General features: G+C 69.9%; 19 protein-coding genes and 5 tRNA genes. 19 read left to right on the top strand and 5 right to left on the bottom strand.

Features of this window, described 5'->3' with window-relative positions; translation table 11 throughout:
- The first annotated feature begins 248 nt into the window (after positions 1 to 248).
- From ACIDOF_RS00345 to ACIDOF_RS00305, 9 genes are all read left to right on the top strand, one after another.
- Positions 249 to 440 carry a hypothetical protein gene (locus tag ACIDOF_RS00345; protein WP_409003536.1) on the top strand — a complete coding sequence of 64 codons (192 nt, stop codon included), beginning with the start codon at positions 249 to 251 and terminating at the stop codon, positions 438 to 440.
- Positions 441 to 542: 102 nt separating this feature from the next.
- Positions 543 to 1328 (top strand): fumarylacetoacetate hydrolase family protein, encoded by a 786-nt coding sequence (locus tag ACIDOF_RS00340; RefSeq protein WP_409003535.1) that lies wholly within the window; start codon positions 543 to 545, stop codon positions 1326 to 1328.
- On the top strand, positions 1321 to 2799 hold the full coding sequence (gene gltX / locus ACIDOF_RS00335; protein WP_409003534.1) for a glutamate--tRNA ligase: 1479 nt from the start codon (positions 1321 to 1323) through the stop codon (positions 2797 to 2799). The genes ACIDOF_RS00340 and gltX overlap by 8 nt, the downstream gene beginning before the upstream one ends.
- A 72-nt stretch (positions 2800 to 2871) precedes the next feature.
- Positions 2872 to 3609, top strand: a complete 738-nt coding sequence (locus ACIDOF_RS00330) for an HAD family hydrolase (RefSeq protein ID WP_409003533.1) — start codon at positions 2872 to 2874, stop codon at positions 3607 to 3609.
- A gap of 85 nt (positions 3610 to 3694) precedes the next feature.
- Positions 3695 to 3766: transfer RNA gene (locus ACIDOF_RS00325), tRNA-Gln, on the top strand.
- Positions 3767 to 3787: 21 nt separating this feature from the next.
- Positions 3788 to 3860, top strand: a tRNA-Glu gene (locus tag ACIDOF_RS00320).
- Positions 3861 to 3922: 62 nt separating this feature from the next.
- Positions 3923 to 3998 (top strand) — tRNA-Glu (locus ACIDOF_RS00315).
- Between the two features lie 18 nt (positions 3999 to 4016).
- Positions 4017 to 4088 (top strand) — tRNA-Gln (locus ACIDOF_RS00310).
- 26 nt (positions 4089 to 4114) lie between these two features.
- Positions 4115 to 4187, top strand: a tRNA-Glu gene (locus ACIDOF_RS00305).
- A gap of 246 nt (positions 4188 to 4433) precedes the next feature.
- Here ACIDOF_RS00305 and ndgR read toward each other — a convergent pair.
- Positions 4434 to 5150 carry an IclR family transcriptional regulator NdgR gene (ndgR, locus tag ACIDOF_RS00300; protein WP_058847491.1) on the bottom strand — a complete coding sequence of 239 codons (717 nt, stop codon included), beginning with the start codon at positions 5148 to 5150 and terminating at the stop codon, positions 4434 to 4436.
- A gap of 186 nt (positions 5151 to 5336) precedes the next feature.
- Here ndgR and leuC point away from each other — a divergent pair, with 186 nt between their 5' ends.
- From leuC to ACIDOF_RS00275, 5 genes are all read left to right on the top strand, one after another.
- Positions 5337 to 6764 (top strand): 3-isopropylmalate dehydratase large subunit, encoded by a 1428-nt coding sequence (gene leuC / locus ACIDOF_RS00295; protein ID WP_409003532.1) that lies wholly within the window; start codon positions 5337 to 5339, stop codon positions 6762 to 6764.
- A 6-nt stretch (positions 6765 to 6770) separates the two neighbouring features.
- Positions 6771 to 7364 carry a 3-isopropylmalate dehydratase small subunit gene (gene leuD / locus ACIDOF_RS00290; RefSeq protein WP_409003531.1) on the top strand — a complete coding sequence of 198 codons (594 nt, stop codon included), beginning with the start codon at positions 6771 to 6773 and terminating at the stop codon, positions 7362 to 7364.
- A gap of 262 nt (positions 7365 to 7626) precedes the next feature.
- Positions 7627 to 7881 (top strand): hypothetical protein, encoded by a 255-nt coding sequence (locus ACIDOF_RS00285; protein ID WP_409003530.1) that lies wholly within the window; start codon positions 7627 to 7629, stop codon positions 7879 to 7881.
- Between the two features lie 126 nt (positions 7882 to 8007).
- Positions 8008 to 8670 (top strand): HU family DNA-binding protein, encoded by a 663-nt coding sequence (locus tag ACIDOF_RS00280; RefSeq protein ID WP_409003529.1) that lies wholly within the window; start codon positions 8008 to 8010, stop codon positions 8668 to 8670.
- 165 nt (positions 8671 to 8835) lie between these two features.
- Positions 8836 to 9039 (top strand): hypothetical protein, encoded by a 204-nt coding sequence (locus ACIDOF_RS00275; protein WP_282544049.1) that lies wholly within the window; start codon positions 8836 to 8838, stop codon positions 9037 to 9039.
- On the opposite strand, the gene cofC is transcribed toward ACIDOF_RS00275, so the two are convergent.
- Positions 9011 to 9694, bottom strand: coding sequence for a 2-phospho-L-lactate guanylyltransferase (gene cofC / locus ACIDOF_RS00270; RefSeq protein WP_409003528.1), 684 nt, complete (start codon positions 9692 to 9694; stop codon positions 9011 to 9013). The genes ACIDOF_RS00275 and cofC overlap by 29 nt on opposite strands.
- A gap of 179 nt (positions 9695 to 9873) precedes the next feature.
- On the opposite strand from cofC, the gene ACIDOF_RS00265 reads away from it, so the two are divergent.
- The 3 genes from ACIDOF_RS00265 to ACIDOF_RS00255 all read left to right on the top strand — a co-directional run bounded on the left by ACIDOF_RS00265 (position 9874) and on the right by ACIDOF_RS00255 (position 12998).
- Positions 9874 to 10701 (top strand): lysophospholipid acyltransferase family protein, encoded by an 828-nt coding sequence (locus ACIDOF_RS00265; protein ID WP_409003527.1) that lies wholly within the window; start codon positions 9874 to 9876, stop codon positions 10699 to 10701.
- Positions 10698 to 11708 carry an NAD(P)H-dependent glycerol-3-phosphate dehydrogenase gene (locus ACIDOF_RS00260; RefSeq protein WP_409003526.1) on the top strand — a complete coding sequence of 337 codons (1011 nt, stop codon included), beginning with the start codon at positions 10698 to 10700 and terminating at the stop codon, positions 11706 to 11708. The genes ACIDOF_RS00265 and ACIDOF_RS00260 overlap by 4 nt, the downstream gene beginning before the upstream one ends.
- A 117-nt stretch (positions 11709 to 11825) precedes the next feature.
- A complete protein-coding gene (locus ACIDOF_RS00255) occupies positions 11826 to 12998 on the top strand; it encodes a D-alanine--D-alanine ligase family protein (RefSeq protein WP_409003525.1) in 1173 nt (390 codons plus the stop codon).
- 89 nt (positions 12999 to 13087) lie between these two features.
- On the opposite strand, the gene ACIDOF_RS00250 is transcribed toward ACIDOF_RS00255, so the two are convergent.
- On the bottom strand, positions 13088 to 13570 hold the full coding sequence (locus ACIDOF_RS00250; protein WP_409003524.1) for a DUF3515 domain-containing protein: 483 nt from the start codon (positions 13568 to 13570) through the stop codon (positions 13088 to 13090).
- A 20-nt stretch (positions 13571 to 13590) separates the two neighbouring features.
- Positions 13591 to 13824 (bottom strand): Lrp/AsnC family transcriptional regulator, encoded by a 234-nt coding sequence (locus ACIDOF_RS00245; RefSeq protein WP_161694282.1) that lies wholly within the window; start codon positions 13822 to 13824, stop codon positions 13591 to 13593.
- A 293-nt stretch (positions 13825 to 14117) separates the two neighbouring features.
- Here ACIDOF_RS00245 and ACIDOF_RS00240 point away from each other — a divergent pair, with 293 nt between their 5' ends.
- A complete protein-coding gene (locus tag ACIDOF_RS00240) occupies positions 14118 to 15083 on the top strand; it encodes a thiamine-phosphate kinase (protein WP_409003523.1) in 966 nt (321 codons plus the stop codon).
- Positions 15080 to 15883 (top strand): bifunctional hydroxymethylpyrimidine kinase/phosphomethylpyrimidine kinase, encoded by an 804-nt coding sequence (thiD, locus tag ACIDOF_RS00235; protein WP_409003522.1) that lies wholly within the window; start codon positions 15080 to 15082, stop codon positions 15881 to 15883. The genes ACIDOF_RS00240 and thiD overlap by 4 nt, the downstream gene beginning before the upstream one ends.
- 92 nt (positions 15884 to 15975) lie before the next feature.
- Here thiD and rpmB read toward each other — a convergent pair whose 3' ends face one another.
- Entirely contained in the window at positions 15976 to 16161 is a 186-nt protein-coding gene (gene rpmB / locus ACIDOF_RS00230) for a 50S ribosomal protein L28 (RefSeq protein WP_282514873.1), read from the bottom strand.
- Positions 16162 to 16178 lie beyond the last annotated feature (17 nt).

Here is a 16178-nt window from a genome sequence, read left to right as displayed (position 1 = left end):
GCGAGCGGTGTCCCAGTCGCCATGATCGGGAGCGGAATCGAACCTTCGGTGGCGGAATGTCCGTTCCGGCCGAACCCGCAACTCGTCCGTTCTGCCCGCTTCGTCCGCTCGCTCGTGAGCAAACTCACATGAAGATCAAGGGGAGTTCCCGCCTTTGCGGGGAATTCGAATGTTTAGCCTGACGCTTTACAGGGATGGCTCAGCCGTCAACCCCCGGTCAACAGAGAGCACAAGAGGTCGAAGCCGCCGTGAAGACGACGATGATGTTCCGCAACATAGCCAACCCGCGGCGCACCACCCTGGCGCACCTGAAGGACGCCGAAGAACTGCAGGCGGCCCCCGAGCAGCCGCAGGCCGACCTCGCGGAGCTCCCGACCAACACGGCCAACCCGCGCCGCACGGTCCTCATGGAAGCCCCCGTCACGGCGGCCGCGGAGTAATACCGCGAGGTCGCACCAGGGCCCAGCGCGTTAGCCTGGAGCGTCAGTCTCCGCCTGGAGGCGTGAGTCTCCAGGCTAAGCAAGCAGAGGGGCCCGCATTCCGTGCGCATCGCCAGGTTCTCCATCGACGGCAATGTCGCCTTCGGCGCGGTCGAGGGCGACAGTTCCACCGCGACGGACGAACTCGTCCTCGACATCATCAAGGGCATTCCGTACGCCGACTTCGAGCTCAGCGGCGTCAAGGTCCCGCTCAGCAAGGTCCGCCTCCTGCCCCCGGTGCTCGGCAACAAGATCGTCGCCTTCGGCCGGAACTACGCCGACCACGCCAAGGAGCTGGGCAACGAGGTCCCCGAGACCCCCTTCGCCTTCCTCAAGCCGACCACGTCGATGATCGGCTCCGGCGACCCCATCGTGTACCCCGGGTTCACCCAGGAACTCCACCACGAGGCCGAACTCGCCGTCGTCATCGGCCGCATGTGCCGCGAAGTCCCGCGCGAGCGCGTCAAGGACGTCATCTACGGCTACACCTGCGCCAACGACATCACCGCACGCGACGTCCAGCGCCGCGAGAAGCAGTGGGCCAGGGCCAAGGGCTTCGACGGGGCCTGCCCCATCGGCCCCTGGGTCGAGACCGAACTCGACCCGAGCGACCTCGCGATCCAGTGCACGGTCAACGGCGAACAGCGCCAACTCGGCTCCACGAGCCAGATGATCCACTCCATCGAGGACCTGATCGTCAACGTCACCGAGGCGATGACGCTCCTCCCCGGAGACGTGATCCTCACCGGCACCCCCGCAGGCGTCGGCCCCCTCAACGTCGGCGACGAGGTCGCCGTCACCATCCAAGGCATCGGCACTCTCACCAACAAGGTGATCAAGCGTGGCTAACGCAGACGTCCGCGTCCGTTTCTGTCCCTCCCCGACCGGCAACCCCCACGTGGGCCTGGTCCGCACCGCCCTGTTCAACTGGGCCTACGCCCGGCACACCGGCGGCAAGCTGGTCTTCCGCATCGAGGACACGGACGCGGCCCGCGACTCCGAGGAGTCGTACCAGCAGCTCCTCGACTCCTTCCACTGGCTCGGCTTCGACTGGGACGAGGGCCCCGAGGTCGGCGGCCCCAACGCCCCGTACCGCCAGTCCGAGCGGATGGACATCTACAAGGACGTCGCGCAGAAGCTGGTCGACGGCGGCTACGCCTACCCCTGCTACTGCACCACCGAAGAGCTGGACGCCCGCCGCGAGGCCGCCCGCGCCGCCGGCAAGCCCTCCGGCTACGACGGCAAGTGCCGCACGCTGACCGCCGAGCAGAAGCAGGCGTACGAGGCCGAGGGCCGCAGCCACATCATCCGCTTCCGCATGCCCGACGAGCCGATCACCTTCGACGACGCGGTCCGCGGCGAGCTCACCTTCACCCCGGACAACGTCCCGGACTACGGCATCGTCCGCGCCAACGGCGCCCCGCTGTACACCCTGGTGAACCCGGTCGACGACGCGCTCATGGGCATCACGCACGTCCTCCGCGGCGAGGACCTGCTCTCCTCCACCCCGCGCCAGATCGCCCTCTACAAGGCCCTCATCGAGCTCGGCGTCGCCAAGGAGATCCCCACCTTCGGCCACCTCCCGTACGTGATGGGCGAGGGCAACAAGAAGCTGTCCAAGCGCGACCCGCAGGCCAGCCTCAACCTCTACCGCGAGCGCGGCTTCCTGCCCGAGGGACTGCTCAACTACCTGTCCCTGCTCGGCTGGTCGTTCTCCGCCGACCAGGACGTCTTCACGATCAAGGAGATGATCGAGAAGTTCGACCTGGCCGACGTGAACTCCAACCCGGCCCGCTTCGACCTCAAGAAGGCGGAGGCGATCAACGCCGACCACATCCGCATGCTGGACGTGAAGGACTTCGCCGCCGCCTGCGAGCCCTGGCTCCAGGCCCCGCACGCCAACTGGGCGCCCGAGGACTTCGACCGCACCAAGTGGGAGGCCATCGCCCCGCACGCCCAGACCCGCCTCACGGTCCTCTCCGACATCACGGCCAACGTCGACTTCCTGTTCCTCAAGGAGCCGGTCGAGGACGAGGCCAGCTGGACCAAGGCCATGGGCAAGGGCGACCCGGTGGCCCTCCTCACCACCGCCCGCGCCAAGCTGGAGACCGCCGACTGGAGCTCGCCCGAGGCCCTCAAGGAGGCCGTCCTGGCCGCCGGCGAGGAGCACGGCCTGAAGCTCGGCAAGGCCCAGGCCCCGGTCCGCGTCGCCGTCACCGGCCGCACGGTCGGCCTGCCCCTCTTCGAGTCCCTGGAAATCCTGGGCAAGGACAAGTCCCTGGCCCGCATCGACGCCGCGCTGGCGAAGCTCACCGCCTGAGCCTTCTCCGCGTACGCCCCGAAGGGCCCGGAAGCCACCCGGCTGCCGGGCCCTTCGTCGTACCGTCGCCCCATGCCCATCAGAGCCGTCCTCTGGGACATCGACGACACGATCTTCGACTACGCGAGCGCGGACACGGCCGGCATGCGGGCGCATCTCGCAGCCGAAGGGGCGCTCGCGCGATACGGGACCGCCGAGGCCGCGCTCGCCCGCTGGAAGGCCGCCACAGAGCGCCACTGGGCCCGTTTCAGCCGCGGCGAGGCGGACTTCCTCACCCAGCGCCGCGACCGCGTACGGGACTTCCTGGACGACCCGGCCCTCACGGACCCCGAGTCCGACGCCTGGTTCCACCGTTACATCGGTCACTACGAAGCCGCCTGGGCCCTCTTCCCCGACACCCTGCCCGCCCTCGACGCCCTCGCCGACGGCTACCGGCACGCGGTCCTCTCCAACTCCCACGCCGACCAGCAGGAGCGGAAGCTGCGCCTCCTGGGCGTGCGCGACCGCTTCGAGGTGCTGCTGTGCGCGGCCCAACTCGGCGTCGCCAAGCCCGCACCCGAGGCCTTCCACGCCGCCTGCACGGCCCTCGCCCTCGCCCCCGCCGAAGTCGCGTACGTGGGCGACCAACCCGAGATCGACGCCCGCGGCGCCCACGACGCGGGCCTCCTCGGCATCTGGCTCGACCGCAGCGCAGCCGAGCCCCCGAGCACCGAAGTCCCGCCCGGCGTACGGCGGATCACGGGCCTCGCGGAGCTGCCCGAGCTGCTGGCCGGGGATACCCGTTTTGGAGCGCCGTCCACCTTCGGGTAATGTTCTTTCTGCGCCGCCCGCCGGACCAACGGTCCGAACGGAAAGCGCAAGCCGAACAAAGATCCCCTCGGGGGTTGCGTTTTGGTGGCCTATGGTGTAATTGGCAGCACGACTGATTCTGGTTCAGTTAGTCTAGGTTCGAGTCCTGGTAGGCCAGCTCGCAGAGCTCATCTGCAAAGCCCCCGTTGTGTAGCGGCCTAGCACGCTGCCCTCTCAAGGCAGTAGCGCCGGTTCGAATCCGGTCGGGGGTACAGATCCTTCCCGCGGGAACAGATCGGGTCGCACCCACTGTTCCTGATGCAGGATCGCTAGGGCCCCCGTTGTGTAGCGGCCTAGCACGCCGCCCTCTCAAGGCGGTAGCGCCGGTTCGAATCCGGTCGGGGGTACCAACTGGTCTAGACAACCAGTGGCCTATGGTGTAATTGGCAGCACGACTGATTCTGGTTCAGTTAGTTTAGGTTCGAGTCCTGGTAGGCCAGCTGATCACGTGGAAACACGCGATCATGCCCCCGTTGTGTAGCGGCCTAGCACGCCGCCCTCTCAAGGCGGTAGCGCCGGTTCGAATCCGGTCGGGGGTACGCGAGGAAGAGGCCCTCCGCAGAAATGCGGAGGGCCTCTTCGCGTTGCCACAGGTGAAGCAGAAGCAGTGACACGGCCAACTTCCGTCCGGCCCCGGGACGTTCGCGTACGAAGACGCCAACTCCCGGAGCACGGCAGGTCGTTGAAGGGCGCGCGATGGACAGCGTGCGCGCCCTGCCGACCGGACCCGCCGCGGCGTTGAGGCGGGTCCGGCAACGCGTACCAAGCTTGCGTACAAAGGGAGTTCAGCTCGTGCGGCGCAGCGCCTCGGAGAGGCGGCCCGCCGCGTCGATCACGGCCTGGGCGTGCATCCGGCCCGGGTGCCGCGTCAGGCGCTCGATCGGCCCGGAGACCGAGACGGCCGCCACCACGCGGTTCGACGGGCCGCGCACCGGCGCCGACACCGAGGCCACGCCCGGCTCCCGCTCGCCGATCGACTGGGCCCAGCCACGGCGCCGTACGCCGGACAGGGCCGTGGCCGTGAAGCGGGCGCCCTGGAGGCCGCGGTGCAGGCGCTCCGGCTCCTCCCAGGCCATCAGGATCTGCGCCGACGAACCGGCCTTCATGGTGAGCGTCGAGCCCACCGGAACCGTGTCCCGCAGTCCGGACAGCCGCTCCGCCGCGGCGACGCAGATGCGCATGTCGCCCTGGCGGCGGTAGAGCTGCGCGCTCTCGCCGGTCACGTCACGGAGATGGGTCAGAACCGGGCCCGCCGTGGCGAGCAGGCGGTCCTCGCCGGCCGCGGCCGCCAGCTCGGCGAGCCGCGGGCCGAGGATGAACCGGCCCTGCATGTCCCTCGCCACCATGCGGTGGTGCTCGAGGGCCACAGCGAGACGATGTGCAGTAGGTCGTGCGAGCCCGGTGGCCGCGACCAGACCCGCGAGGGTGGCCGGACCGGACTCCAGGGCGCCCAGGACAAGGGCTGCCTTGTCCAGGACGCCGACGCCGCTAGAGTTGTCCATGCGTCGATACTCGCGTCTCACTCTGTGAAACGCAAGTTCAATTTACCGGGGAACTTGTCACCCTGTACGGACAGCGGCCCGAAGACCAACGGGCCCAGCGGACCACGTTCGGTACGAGGGGTACGGACGTTTCCGCTCAATCTCTAGTTGTGGCCGGGCGCACACCTGCCGGCCGGAGGGAAAGCGATGGGTAGGACACTCGCGGAGAAGGTCTGGGACGACCACGTCGTCCGGCGCGCCGAGGGCGAGCCCGACCTCCTCTTCATCGATCTGCACCTGCTGCACGAGGTGACCAGCCCGCAGGCCTTCGACGGCCTCCGCAAGAGCGGCCGCAAGGTGCGCAGGCTCGACCTCACCATCGCCACCGAGGACCACAACACCCCGACCCTCGACATCGACAAGCCCATCGCGGACCCCGTCTCGCGGGCCCAGCTGGAGACGCTGCGCAAGAACTGCGCGGACTTCGGCGTACGGCTGCACCCGCTGGGCGACGTCGAGCAGGGCGTCGTCCACGTGGTGGGACCGCAGCTGGGACTGACCCAGCCCGGCACCACCGTGGTCTGCGGCGACTCGCACACCTCCACGCACGGCGCGTTCGGCGCCCTGGCCTTCGGCATCGGCACCTCGCAGGTCGAGCACGTGCTGGCCACCCAGACGCTGCCGATGGCCCGCCCGAAGACCATGGCCATCACGGTCGACGGCGAACTCCCCGAGGGCGTGACGGCCAAGGACCTGATCCTGGCGATCATCGCGAAGATCGGCACCGGCGGCGGCCAGGGCTACATCCTGGAATACCGCGGCCCCGCCATCGAGAAGCTCTCGATGGAGGCCCGGATGACCATCTGCAACATGTCGATCGAGGCCGGCGCCCGCGCGGGCATGATCGCCCCCGACGAGACCACCTTCGAGTACATCAAGGGCCGCGCCCACGCCCCGCAGGGTGCGGACTGGGACGAGGCCGTCGCGTACTGGAAGACGCTGAAGACCGACGACGACGCCGAGTTCGACGCCGAGGTCGTCATCGACGCCGACTCCCTGTCGCCGTTCGTGACTTGGGGCACCAACCCCGGCCAGGGCGCGCCCCTGTCGCAGAACGTCCCCGACCCTGCTTCGTACGAAGACGCTTCGGAGCGCCTGGCCGCCGAGAAGGCCCTGGAATACATGGGTCTTGAGGCCGGGCAGCCGCTGCGGGACATCAAGGTCGACACCGTCTTCGTCGGCTCCTGCACCAACGGCCGCATCGAGGACCTGCGCGCCGCCGCCGAGATCGTGAAGGGCCGCAAAGTCGCCGACGGCGTACGGATGCTGGTCGTTCCCGGCTCCGCCCGGGTCGGTCTGCAGGCCGTCGAGGAGGGCCTGGACAAGGTCTTCAAGGAGGCCGGCGCCGAATGGCGGCACGCGGGCTGCTCGATGTGCCTCGGCATGAACCCCGACCAACTGGCGCCCGGTGAGCGCTCCGCGTCCACCTCCAACCGCAACTTCGAAGGCCGGCAGGGCAAGGGCGGTCGTACGCACCTGGTCTCGCCGCAGGTCGCCGCCGCCACCGCGGTCACCGGCCACCTGGCAGCGCCCGCCGACCTGACCGACGCCGCCCCGACGCCCGCTGGAGTCTGAACAGCCATGGAAGCATTCACCACGCACACCGGCCGGGCCGTCCCGCTGCGCCGCAGCAACGTCGACACCGACCAGATCATCCCGGCCCACTGGTTGAAGAAGGTCACCCGCGACGGCTTCGAGGACGGGCTCTTCGAGGCCTGGCGCAAGGACGAGTCGTTCGTCCTCAACAGGCCTGAGCGGCAAGGCGCCACGGTCCTGGTGGCGGGCCCCGACTTCGGCACCGGCTCCTCCCGCGAGCACGCCGTGTGGGCGCTGCAGAACTACGGCTTCAAGGCCGTCATCTCGTCCCGCTTCGCCGACATCTTCCGCGGCAACTCGCTGAAGAACGGCCTCCTGACGGTCGTCCTCGACCAGAAGGTCGTCGACCGGCTGTGGGAGCTCACCGAGCAGGACCCGCAGGCCGAGATCACGGTCGACCTGGAGGCCCGCGAGGTGCGCGCCGAGGGCGTCACCGCCGCGTTCGAGCTGGACGAGAACTCCCGTTGGCGGCTGCTGAACGGCCTTGACGACATCAGCATCACGCTGCAGAACGAAGCCGACATCGCGGCCTACGAGACCAAGCGCCCTGCACACAAGCCGCGCACCGTCCAGGTCTGAATCGGCCATTCGAGCAACTGAATCCACCACCTCATCCGAACCGCGGTCTGCTTGCAGGCCGCGGTTCGCGCGTTCGCCCCCGACCAGCGCTGACAAGCCCCAACACGCCGACGACGTATACGAGTTGGGGTTCTGGGAAGGAGACGGTCACAAGCGCGTGGCCAGCACGACTTAAGGGTCGCGAGGAGCCCGAAAACCCCATTTGGGCGGCACGCTGAGACCTCGCGAGGCGACAACTCGCCCTAGATGGCACAATCAGTGCATGGACCGCGACAGCCAACTCGAGCTCTACGGGCTCGTCGCGGACCGGCTGAAAGAAGCGCACGCGAAGGTGCGCACACTGCAAGTCCCGGAGGGCGTACGGATGGCGCTGACCCGGAAGCTGCTGGTCATTACGGCCGCGGCCAAACACGACCTCACCGACGCGGCCAAGCGTCTGGACCAGTTCATGATCGAACTGGACTCGGAGCGCCTTTCCGCGGATGCCGAACAGGGCCGAACTGACGGAACTCACTGAAGCTCCCGGTTCGTTGCGGCACAAGGGTGATTAGCCCGTTTCGTGTTTGATTTGCGGTATACATCTGCCTAACGTGCGAAAAAGCTTGAACACATTGGTTCTGGCAATGTCTCCGAAGGGGAAGACGTGAACAAGGCGCAGCTCGTAGAAGCGATTGCCGACAAGGTCGGTGGCCGTCAGCAGGCCGCCGACGCCGTCGACGCGGTCCTGGACGCGATCGTCCGCGCAGTCGTCAGTGGCGACCGGGTCTCGGTCACCGGCTTCGGCTCGTTCGAGAAGGTCGACCGTCCGGCCCGCTACGCACGCAACCCCCAGACCGGGGAGCGCGTGCGGGTGAAGAAGACCTCGGTTCCGCGCTTCCGTGCGGGGCAGGGCTTCAAGGACCTGGTGAGCGGCTCGAAGAAGCTCCCGAAGAACGATGTCGCGGTGAAGAAGGCGCCCAAGGGCAGCCTCTCCGGCGGCACTTCGACGCGCTCCACGGTCAAGAAGGCCGCGGCGAAGAAGACCACCGCCAAGAAGGCGGCGGCCAAGAAGACCACCGCGAAGAAGACCGCGGCGAAGAAGACCACCGCGAAGAAGACCACGGCGAAGAAGACGACGGCCAAGAAGGCGACGGCGAAGAAGGCCGCTCCGGCCAAGAAGACCACCGCCAAGAAGGCCACCACGGCCAAGAAGGCCACCGCCAAGAAGACCGCTCCCGCGAAGAAGGCGACGGCCAAGAAGGCGCCCGCCAAGAAGTCGACGGCGCGTAAGACCACTGCCAAGAAGACCACGGCCAGGAAGAGGTAACGGCCGGCAGGGCTCACTCACGCGCCGGGCCGGGCTCCCCTCGGGGAGCCCGGCCCGCGGTGTGTCCCGCGGTGTGTCCGGCGGGCGTCCGGTCGTCGGCCGCGGGGGAGTTGGCCGTACGGGGCGAGGGGAGCGGTGGGGCGCGGTGCCCGATACGCTGCGGGCATGCAGGCCACCGCGTACACGTACGACCCCGAGACCCGCAGCGGCAGTGTGCTTCTGGACGACGGCACTCCGGTGCCCTTCGACGGCGCCGCCTTCGACGCGGGCGGGCTGCGGCTGCTGCGGCCCGGTCAGCGCGTACGCATCGAGCTCGACGAGACGGCGGGGGAGCGGCGGATCACTCTGGTGACGCTGCAGACCTTCTGAGCAGGCCCGGGGCGGCGGCCGCCGCCGTATACCGGCCGACGCCGAGGGCCAGGGCCGCGGCCAGGTCGTCCGGGGTGTCCACGTCCTGACGGACGCTCGCCACGTCCAGCAGGGGTATCTCCACGGCGCCCGACGCCGTGTGCCGGGCCCGCGACGCGCCGCCGAACTCCGGGGCCAGCGGAACTCCGGGAGCGGCGCACAGCAGTGTCGTACCGATTTCGGCGGCGTCCGGGAGAAATGCGCGCGGAAATGCGCGGGCGTAATCGAGAACTCGGGTCAATTCCGGTGGGCGCAGTGCGGGCAGGTCCGCGTTCAGCGCCGCGACCGCGGCCGTGGGGCGCAGCGCCCGGGCCGCGCGGGCGCCGTGGGACAGCGCGGCGTTGAGCCCGCCGCCCGGCTCGTCCCGTACGACCCGGGCGCCCAGGGTCGCCAACTCGCGCCCCGCGCGGGCGTCGTCCGTGACGACCACCACATCCCGGACCGCGCGGGCGGCGAGCGCGGCCGCCACCGTGTCCTGCGCGAAGGCGAGGGCCAGCGAGGGGCGAAGCAGGGCGTCCGCGGCGGCCGCGAGGCGGCTCTTCGCCCGCGTCAGCGGCTTCAGGGGGATGACCAGGCTCCACGCGAACGGCTCGGCACGGTCGGCTTGAGTGCGCATCGCCGCCCATTCTTGCCTGTCGGCCGATCCGGCGTACGGGCCTGTGGACAGTCGCCGCCCGGCCCTGTGGACGAACGGCCCGAAGGGCTTGGCATACGGTGTTCTCGACAGACGAAGAACCTGGGGCGACAATGTGCGGCGCACCAGCGCGTGACAAGTCAGCAGAGGAAGGTGTCCGAGTGCCCCGCCGCAGAATCGGCTTCTGGTACCGCCTGGCGGCGGTCATCGCTAAACCGCCGCTGGTGGTTCTCCTCAAGCGCGACTGGCGTGGTGTGGAACACATTCCGGCCGACGGCGGATTTATCACCGCGGTGAACCACAATTCCCATGTCGACCCTTTCGCGTACGCACACTTTCAGTACAACACCGGACGTGTGCCGCGTTTCCTGGCGAAGCACGGGCTATTCAAGGGCGGATTTGTCGGCGCCGTGATGCGGGGCACCGGACAGATCCCCGTCTACCGCGAGAGCACCGACGCACTCAGTGCGTTCCGCGCCGCGATCGACGCGGTGGAACGCGGTGAATGCGTCGCGTTCTATCCCGAGGGAACACTCACCCGCGACCCCGATCTCTGGCCCATGACCGCCAAGACCGGCGCCGCCCGCGTGGCCCTGCAGACCAAGTGCCCGGTGATTCCCGTCGCGCAGTGGGGTGCCAACGAACTCCTGCCGCCGTACGCGAAGAAGCCGCACATCCTGCCGCGCAAGACGCACCACGTGCTCGCCGGTCCGCCGGTCGACCTCGCGCGGTTCTACGACAAGGAGATGACGCCCGAACTCCTCAAGGAGGCAACGGAAGTCATCATGGCCGCCGTCACCGCGCTCCTCGAGGAGATCCGCGGCGAGAAGGCCCCCGCGACGCCCTTCGACCCGCGTCAGGCACGCATCGCGCAGCGCCGCAAGACCGCACAGCAGAGCAAGAGCGCACAGCAGAGCAAGACCGCCCAGCAGGACACGGCCGGCAAGGTCGGCGAACAGACCGGCACGGCCGGAGAGGACAGCAAGTGACACCGCCGGTGAAGGCAGCCGTCTTCGGCACGGGTTCCTGGGGTACGGCCTTCGGCATGGTGCTCGCCGACGCGGGCTGCGACGTGACCCTGTGGGGCCGCCGCCCCGAGCTCGCCGAGGCCGTCAACTCCACGCGCACCAACCCCGACTACCTCCCGGGCGTCGAACTCCCCGCGCGGGTAAGGGCGACGACCGATCCGGCCGAGGCCGCCGCGGGCGCCGACTTCACCGTGCTCGCCGTGCCGTCGCAGACGCTGCGCGGCAACCTCGCCGAGTGGGCGCCGCTGCTCGCCCCCGACACCGTGCTCGTCTCCCTGATGAAGGGCGTCGAACTCGGCTCCGCGATGCGGATGAGCGAGGTCATCGAGGACGTCACCAAGGTGCCCGCCGAACGCGTCGCCGTCGTCACCGGACCCAACCTCGCCCGGGAGATCGCCGCCCGGCAGCCCGCCGCCGCGGTCGTCGCCTGCACCGACGAATCGGTCGCCCAGCGCCTGCAGGCCGCCTGCCACACCCCGTACTTCCGGCCGTACACCAACACCGACGTCGTCGGCTGCGAGCTCGGCGGCGCCGTCAAGAACGTGATCGGTCTGGCCGTCGGCATCGCGGACGGCATGGGCCTCGGCGACAACGCCAAGGGCTCCCTGATCACCCGCGGCCTCGCCGAGACCACCCGGCTCGGGCACGCCATGGGCGCCGACCCGCTGACCTTCTCCGGGCTCGCCGGGCTCGGCGACCTCGTCGCGACCTGCTCGTCGCCGCTCTCCCGGAACCACACCTTCGGCACCAACCTCGGCAAGGGCATGACGCTGGAGGAGACGATCGCGGTCACCAAGCAGACCGCCGAGGGCGTCAAGTCCTGTGAGTCCGTGCTCGATCTGGCGCGCAGGCACGGCGTCGACATGCCCATCACGGAGACCGTCGTCGGCATCGTGCACGAGGGCAAGCCGCCGCTGGTGGCGCTCAAGGAGCTGATGGGGCGCAGCGCGAAGCCCGAGCGCCGCTGAGCAGGGTGCGCGCACCCCGCGCACGCACCCTGCGTACGCACCGCTGGGGCCCGCGCACCGACTCGGCGCCGCACGCACGCTGACTCGGTCACTACCAGCAGGTACGCTCGACGCGATATGAGCAGCGAGACCTCCTCCCAGAGCCCGGTCCCCTCCCAGCCAGGAGGGGAATCCCGCAAGCCGCGCGTCGCGGTCGTCTTCGGCGGACGCAGTTCCGAGCACGGCATCTCGGTCGTCACGGCCGGCGCAGTGCTCCGCGCCATCGACCGCGAGAAGTACGACGTCCTGCCCATCGGCATCACGCACGACGGCCGTTGGGCGCTCACCGCCGACGACCCCGAGCGGATGGCGATCACCGACCGCACCGTCCCGGACGTGGCGCAGCTCGCCGAGTCCGTGGACGGCGCCGTGGTGCTGCCCGTCGACCCGTTCAACCGCGAAGTCGTCGTCACCGAGCCCGGATCGGTGCCCAAGGCACTCGGCGAGGTCGACGTCGTCTTCCCCGTCCTGCACGGCCCGTACGGCGAGGACGGCACCCTGCAGGGCCTCCTGGAGCTGTCCGGGACGCCGTACGTCGGCTCGGGCGTCCTCGCCTCCGCCGTGGGGCAGGACAAGGAGTACATGAAGCGGGTGTTCACCTCCTTCGGGCTGCCCGTCGGCCCGTACGTGGTGATCAAGCCGCGCGAGTGGGAGACGGACCCGGCCGCCGCCCGGAAGAAGATCGTCGGCTTCGCCGGTGACCACGGCTGGCCGCTGTTCGTGAAGCCCGCGCGGGCCGGCTCGTCCTTCGGCATCACCAAGGTCGACTCCCTGGAGGGCCTGGACGAGGCCATCGAGGAGGCGCAGCGGCACGACCCGAAGATCATCGTCGAGGCGCTGCTGCGCGGCCGCGAGATCGAGTGCGGCGTCCTGGAGTTCGAGGACGGCCCGCGCGCCAGCGTCCCCGCCGAGATCCCCCCGGTCTCCGACCACGCCTTCTACGACTTCGAGGCCAAGTACATCGACTCGGCCTCCGGCATCGTGCCCGCCCCGCTCACCGAGGAGCAGACCGCCGAGGTGCAGCGGCTCGCGGTCGAGGCCTTCGAGGCGGCGTCCTGCGAGGGTCTGGTGCGCGCCGACTTCTTCCTCACCGAGGACGGCCGCTTCGTGATCAACGAGATCAACACGATGCCCGGCTTCACGCCCATCTCGATGTACCCGCGGATGTGGCAGGAGACCGGCGTGAGCTACCCGGAGCTGGTGGACCGCCTCGTCCAGGCCGCACTCCGCCGCCCCACCGGACTGCGCTAGCCCGCAGCCGTACGTACGTCACAGGGCCCGGCCGTCGTCAACGGCCGGGCCCTGTCGTGCAGTTGGGGATCGCGCGCCCCCGGGGGGGCTCAGTTCGCGATGCCCTCCGGCACCGTCTTCTTGATCGGCCCCGCGAAGTCGGTGAGCGAGCCGGCGCCCTGCTGCGCGTGCTCCGCGTCGAACGTGACCTCGACGTACGCCTCGCGCAGCGTCGTCGTGAAGCGGTACGAACCGTCCTTCTGCTCCTCGGTCAGCCAGCCCACGCCGTTGACCTCCGCGCCGTACGCCTCGGGGTCCGCGAGCTCGGCGGGGCGGGGTACACCGCAGCGCAGTATGATCGCCGAGCCTCCCCATCCGGCAGTCAGTTCGGAACGCGGCTCCGGATCCTCGCGGTCGAGTCCGTCGATCCGGTCCGGCAGCTCCGCGTGCAGGTTCTGGCACAGTCGTGCCGTACTCGCGTCGGGGGAGGGAACCGGGGCCGTCGCCCGGTCGTCCGTCGAAGAACAGCCCGCGGTCGCCCACAGCAGGCCGAGGGCGGGCAGACAGATCAGCCGGCGGCGGAAAACGTTCACCGGCCAAGCGTAGACGGGGGCTACAAGTGCACGACCGGGCAGGTCAGGGTGCGGGTGATGCCGTCCACTTGCTGGACCTTCGCGACCACCATGCGACCGAGTTCGTCGACCGTGTCCGCCTGGGCGCGCACGATGACATCGTAGGGACCGGTCACGTCCTCGGCCTGGATCACTCCGGGGATCTTGCCGATCAGCTCGGCGACCACGGACGCCTTGCCTACCTCGGTCTGGATCAGGATGTACGCCTGTACCACGGAACCTCCAGGACGGCCGTCGAGGATCGGGTGGGGAACGGGATCTGCGAGCTGCAGCGCCCTCACAGAAGGGCGCCGGCGGGAGACGAGCGGGCGCCACGGTATCGCGTCACCGTCCGTCGCGGGGAGACCCGCGGGGCCTGTGGCGCGCGCACCAGGGCGTACGGAGAAGCGAAGTTGACGTACCTGTTGACGGTACCCGCGGCCGAGGAGCCCCGCGACCGCGAGCGGACCGGGACAGGCGGCACCACACTCGGCACGACACTCTGCACGACAGGAAGAGGCGAGACTCGATGAAGGGCACCGTGGGCGAGCTCGGGGAGTTCGGGCTCATCAGAGAGCTCACGTCCCGGCTCACCACCACTCCGGCGGTACGCCTCGGCCCCGGCGACGACGCCGCGGTCGTGGCCGCACCCGACCGCAGGGTCGTGGCCAGCACGGACATCCTCCTGGAGGGGCGGCACTTCCGCCGTGACTGGTCCACCGCCTACGACGTGGGCCGCAAGGCCGCCGCGCAGAACCTCGCGGACATCGCCGCCATGGGCGCCGTGCCGACCGCGCTGCTGCTCGGCCTCGTCGTGCCCGCCGAGCTGCCGGTGACCTGGGCGAGCGAGCTGATGGACGGCCTGCGCGACGAGTGCCAGGTGGCGGGCGCGGCCGTGGTCGGCGGCGACGTCGTACGCGGGGACACGATCACCGTGTCGATCACCGCGCTCGGCGACCTGCGCAACCACGAGCCGGTGACCCGCGCCGGCGCCGGGCCCGGCGACGTCGTCGCGTACACCGGCTGGCTCGGCTGGTCCGCCGCCGGGCACGCGGTGCTGTCGCGCGGCTTCCGGTCGCCGCGGGCGTTCGTCGAGGCGCACCGCAGGCCCGAGCCGCCGTACCACGCGGGCCCCGCAGCGGCCGGGCTCGGCGCGACCGCGATGGCCGACGTGAGCGACGGTCTGATCGCCGACCTCGGGCACATCGCCGAGTCCAGCAAGGTCCGCATCGACATCAAGTCGGCCTCGATCGACATCCCTTCGCAGATGAACGACATCGGCCAGGCCGTCGGCGTCGACCCGCTGCAGTGGGTGCTGACCGGCGGCGAGGACCACGCGATCGTCGCGACCTTCCCGCCGGACGTGCAGCTCCCGGCCCGCTGGAAGGTGATCGGAGAGGTCCTCAACCCGTCGGCGCTGCCGCAGGTGACGGTCGACGGGGCGCCCTGGACCAGCAAGAGCGGCTGGGACCACTTCGGGGAGATCGAGTCGTGACCGCGGGTACGGCGCCTCCGCGCGTGCTCACCGTCGCCGGGTCGGACTCCGGCGGCGGGGCGGGCATCCAGGCCGACTTGAAGACCATGCTGGCCCTCGGCACGCACGGCATGAGCGTCCTGACCGCGGTCACCGCACAGAACTCCCTTGGTGTGCAAGGCGCTTGGGAGCTGCCGGTGGAGGCGGTCCGCACGCAGTACCGCAGCGTCGTCGACGACATCGGCGTCCAGGCCGTGAAGACCGGCATGCTGGCGTCCGCCGAACTCGTCGAGACGGTCGCGGAGTTGCTCGCCGGGACAGACGCGCCCACGGTGGTCGACCCGGTCGGCGTCTCCAAGCACGGCGACTCCCTGCTCGCCGCCTCCGCCCTGGATTCCGTACGCACGAAGCTGCTTCCGGTCGCCACGGTCGCGACGCCGAATCTGGACGAGGTCGCGCAGATCACCGGCGTACACGTGGAGTCGGATGACGGCCTGCGGCGGGCGGCCGCGGCCCTGCTGGAGTTCGGGCCGCGCTGGGCGCTGATCAAGGGCGGGCATCTGGAGGGCGACGCCGTGGACCTGCTCACGGACGGCGCCGATGAGCACTGGCTGCGCGCCCCGCGGCACGACAACCGGCACACGCACGGCACGGGCTGCACGCTGGCCAGCGCGATCGCGGCGGGCCTCGCGAAGGGGCTCACGGTGCCGGACGCGGTGCGCGCGGCGAAGGAGTACGTGACGGGCGCCATCGCCGCGGGCTTCGCCCTGGGCGGCGGGATCGGGCCGGTGGACCACGGGTGGCGGTTCCGGGGGGCGTAGGTCCGCGGCTTGTCCGAGGGCATGAAAAAGCCGGTCCACCCGAGGGTGGACCGGCTCTTCAGCAACCAGCAGGTGGCCGCGCTACACGTTCGTCAGCGCGAGACCTTGCCGGCCTTGATGCACGAGGTGCAGGCGTTGAGCCGCTTCGGCGTCCCACCGATCACGGCACGCACGCGCTGGATGTTCGGGTTCCAGCGACGGGGCGTACGGCGGTGCGAGTGGGAGATGTTGTTGCCGAAGCCCGGCCCCTTGCCGCAGACGTCGCAGTTGGCAGCCACGGGTCACTCCAAAGACT

It is taken from the genome of Streptomyces sp. Da 82-17 (genome assembly GCF_046098215.1).
Classification (GTDB): domain Bacteria; phylum Actinomycetota; class Actinomycetes; order Streptomycetales; family Streptomycetaceae; genus Streptomyces.
This window is presented reverse-complemented; position numbering and strand designations above follow the sequence as displayed.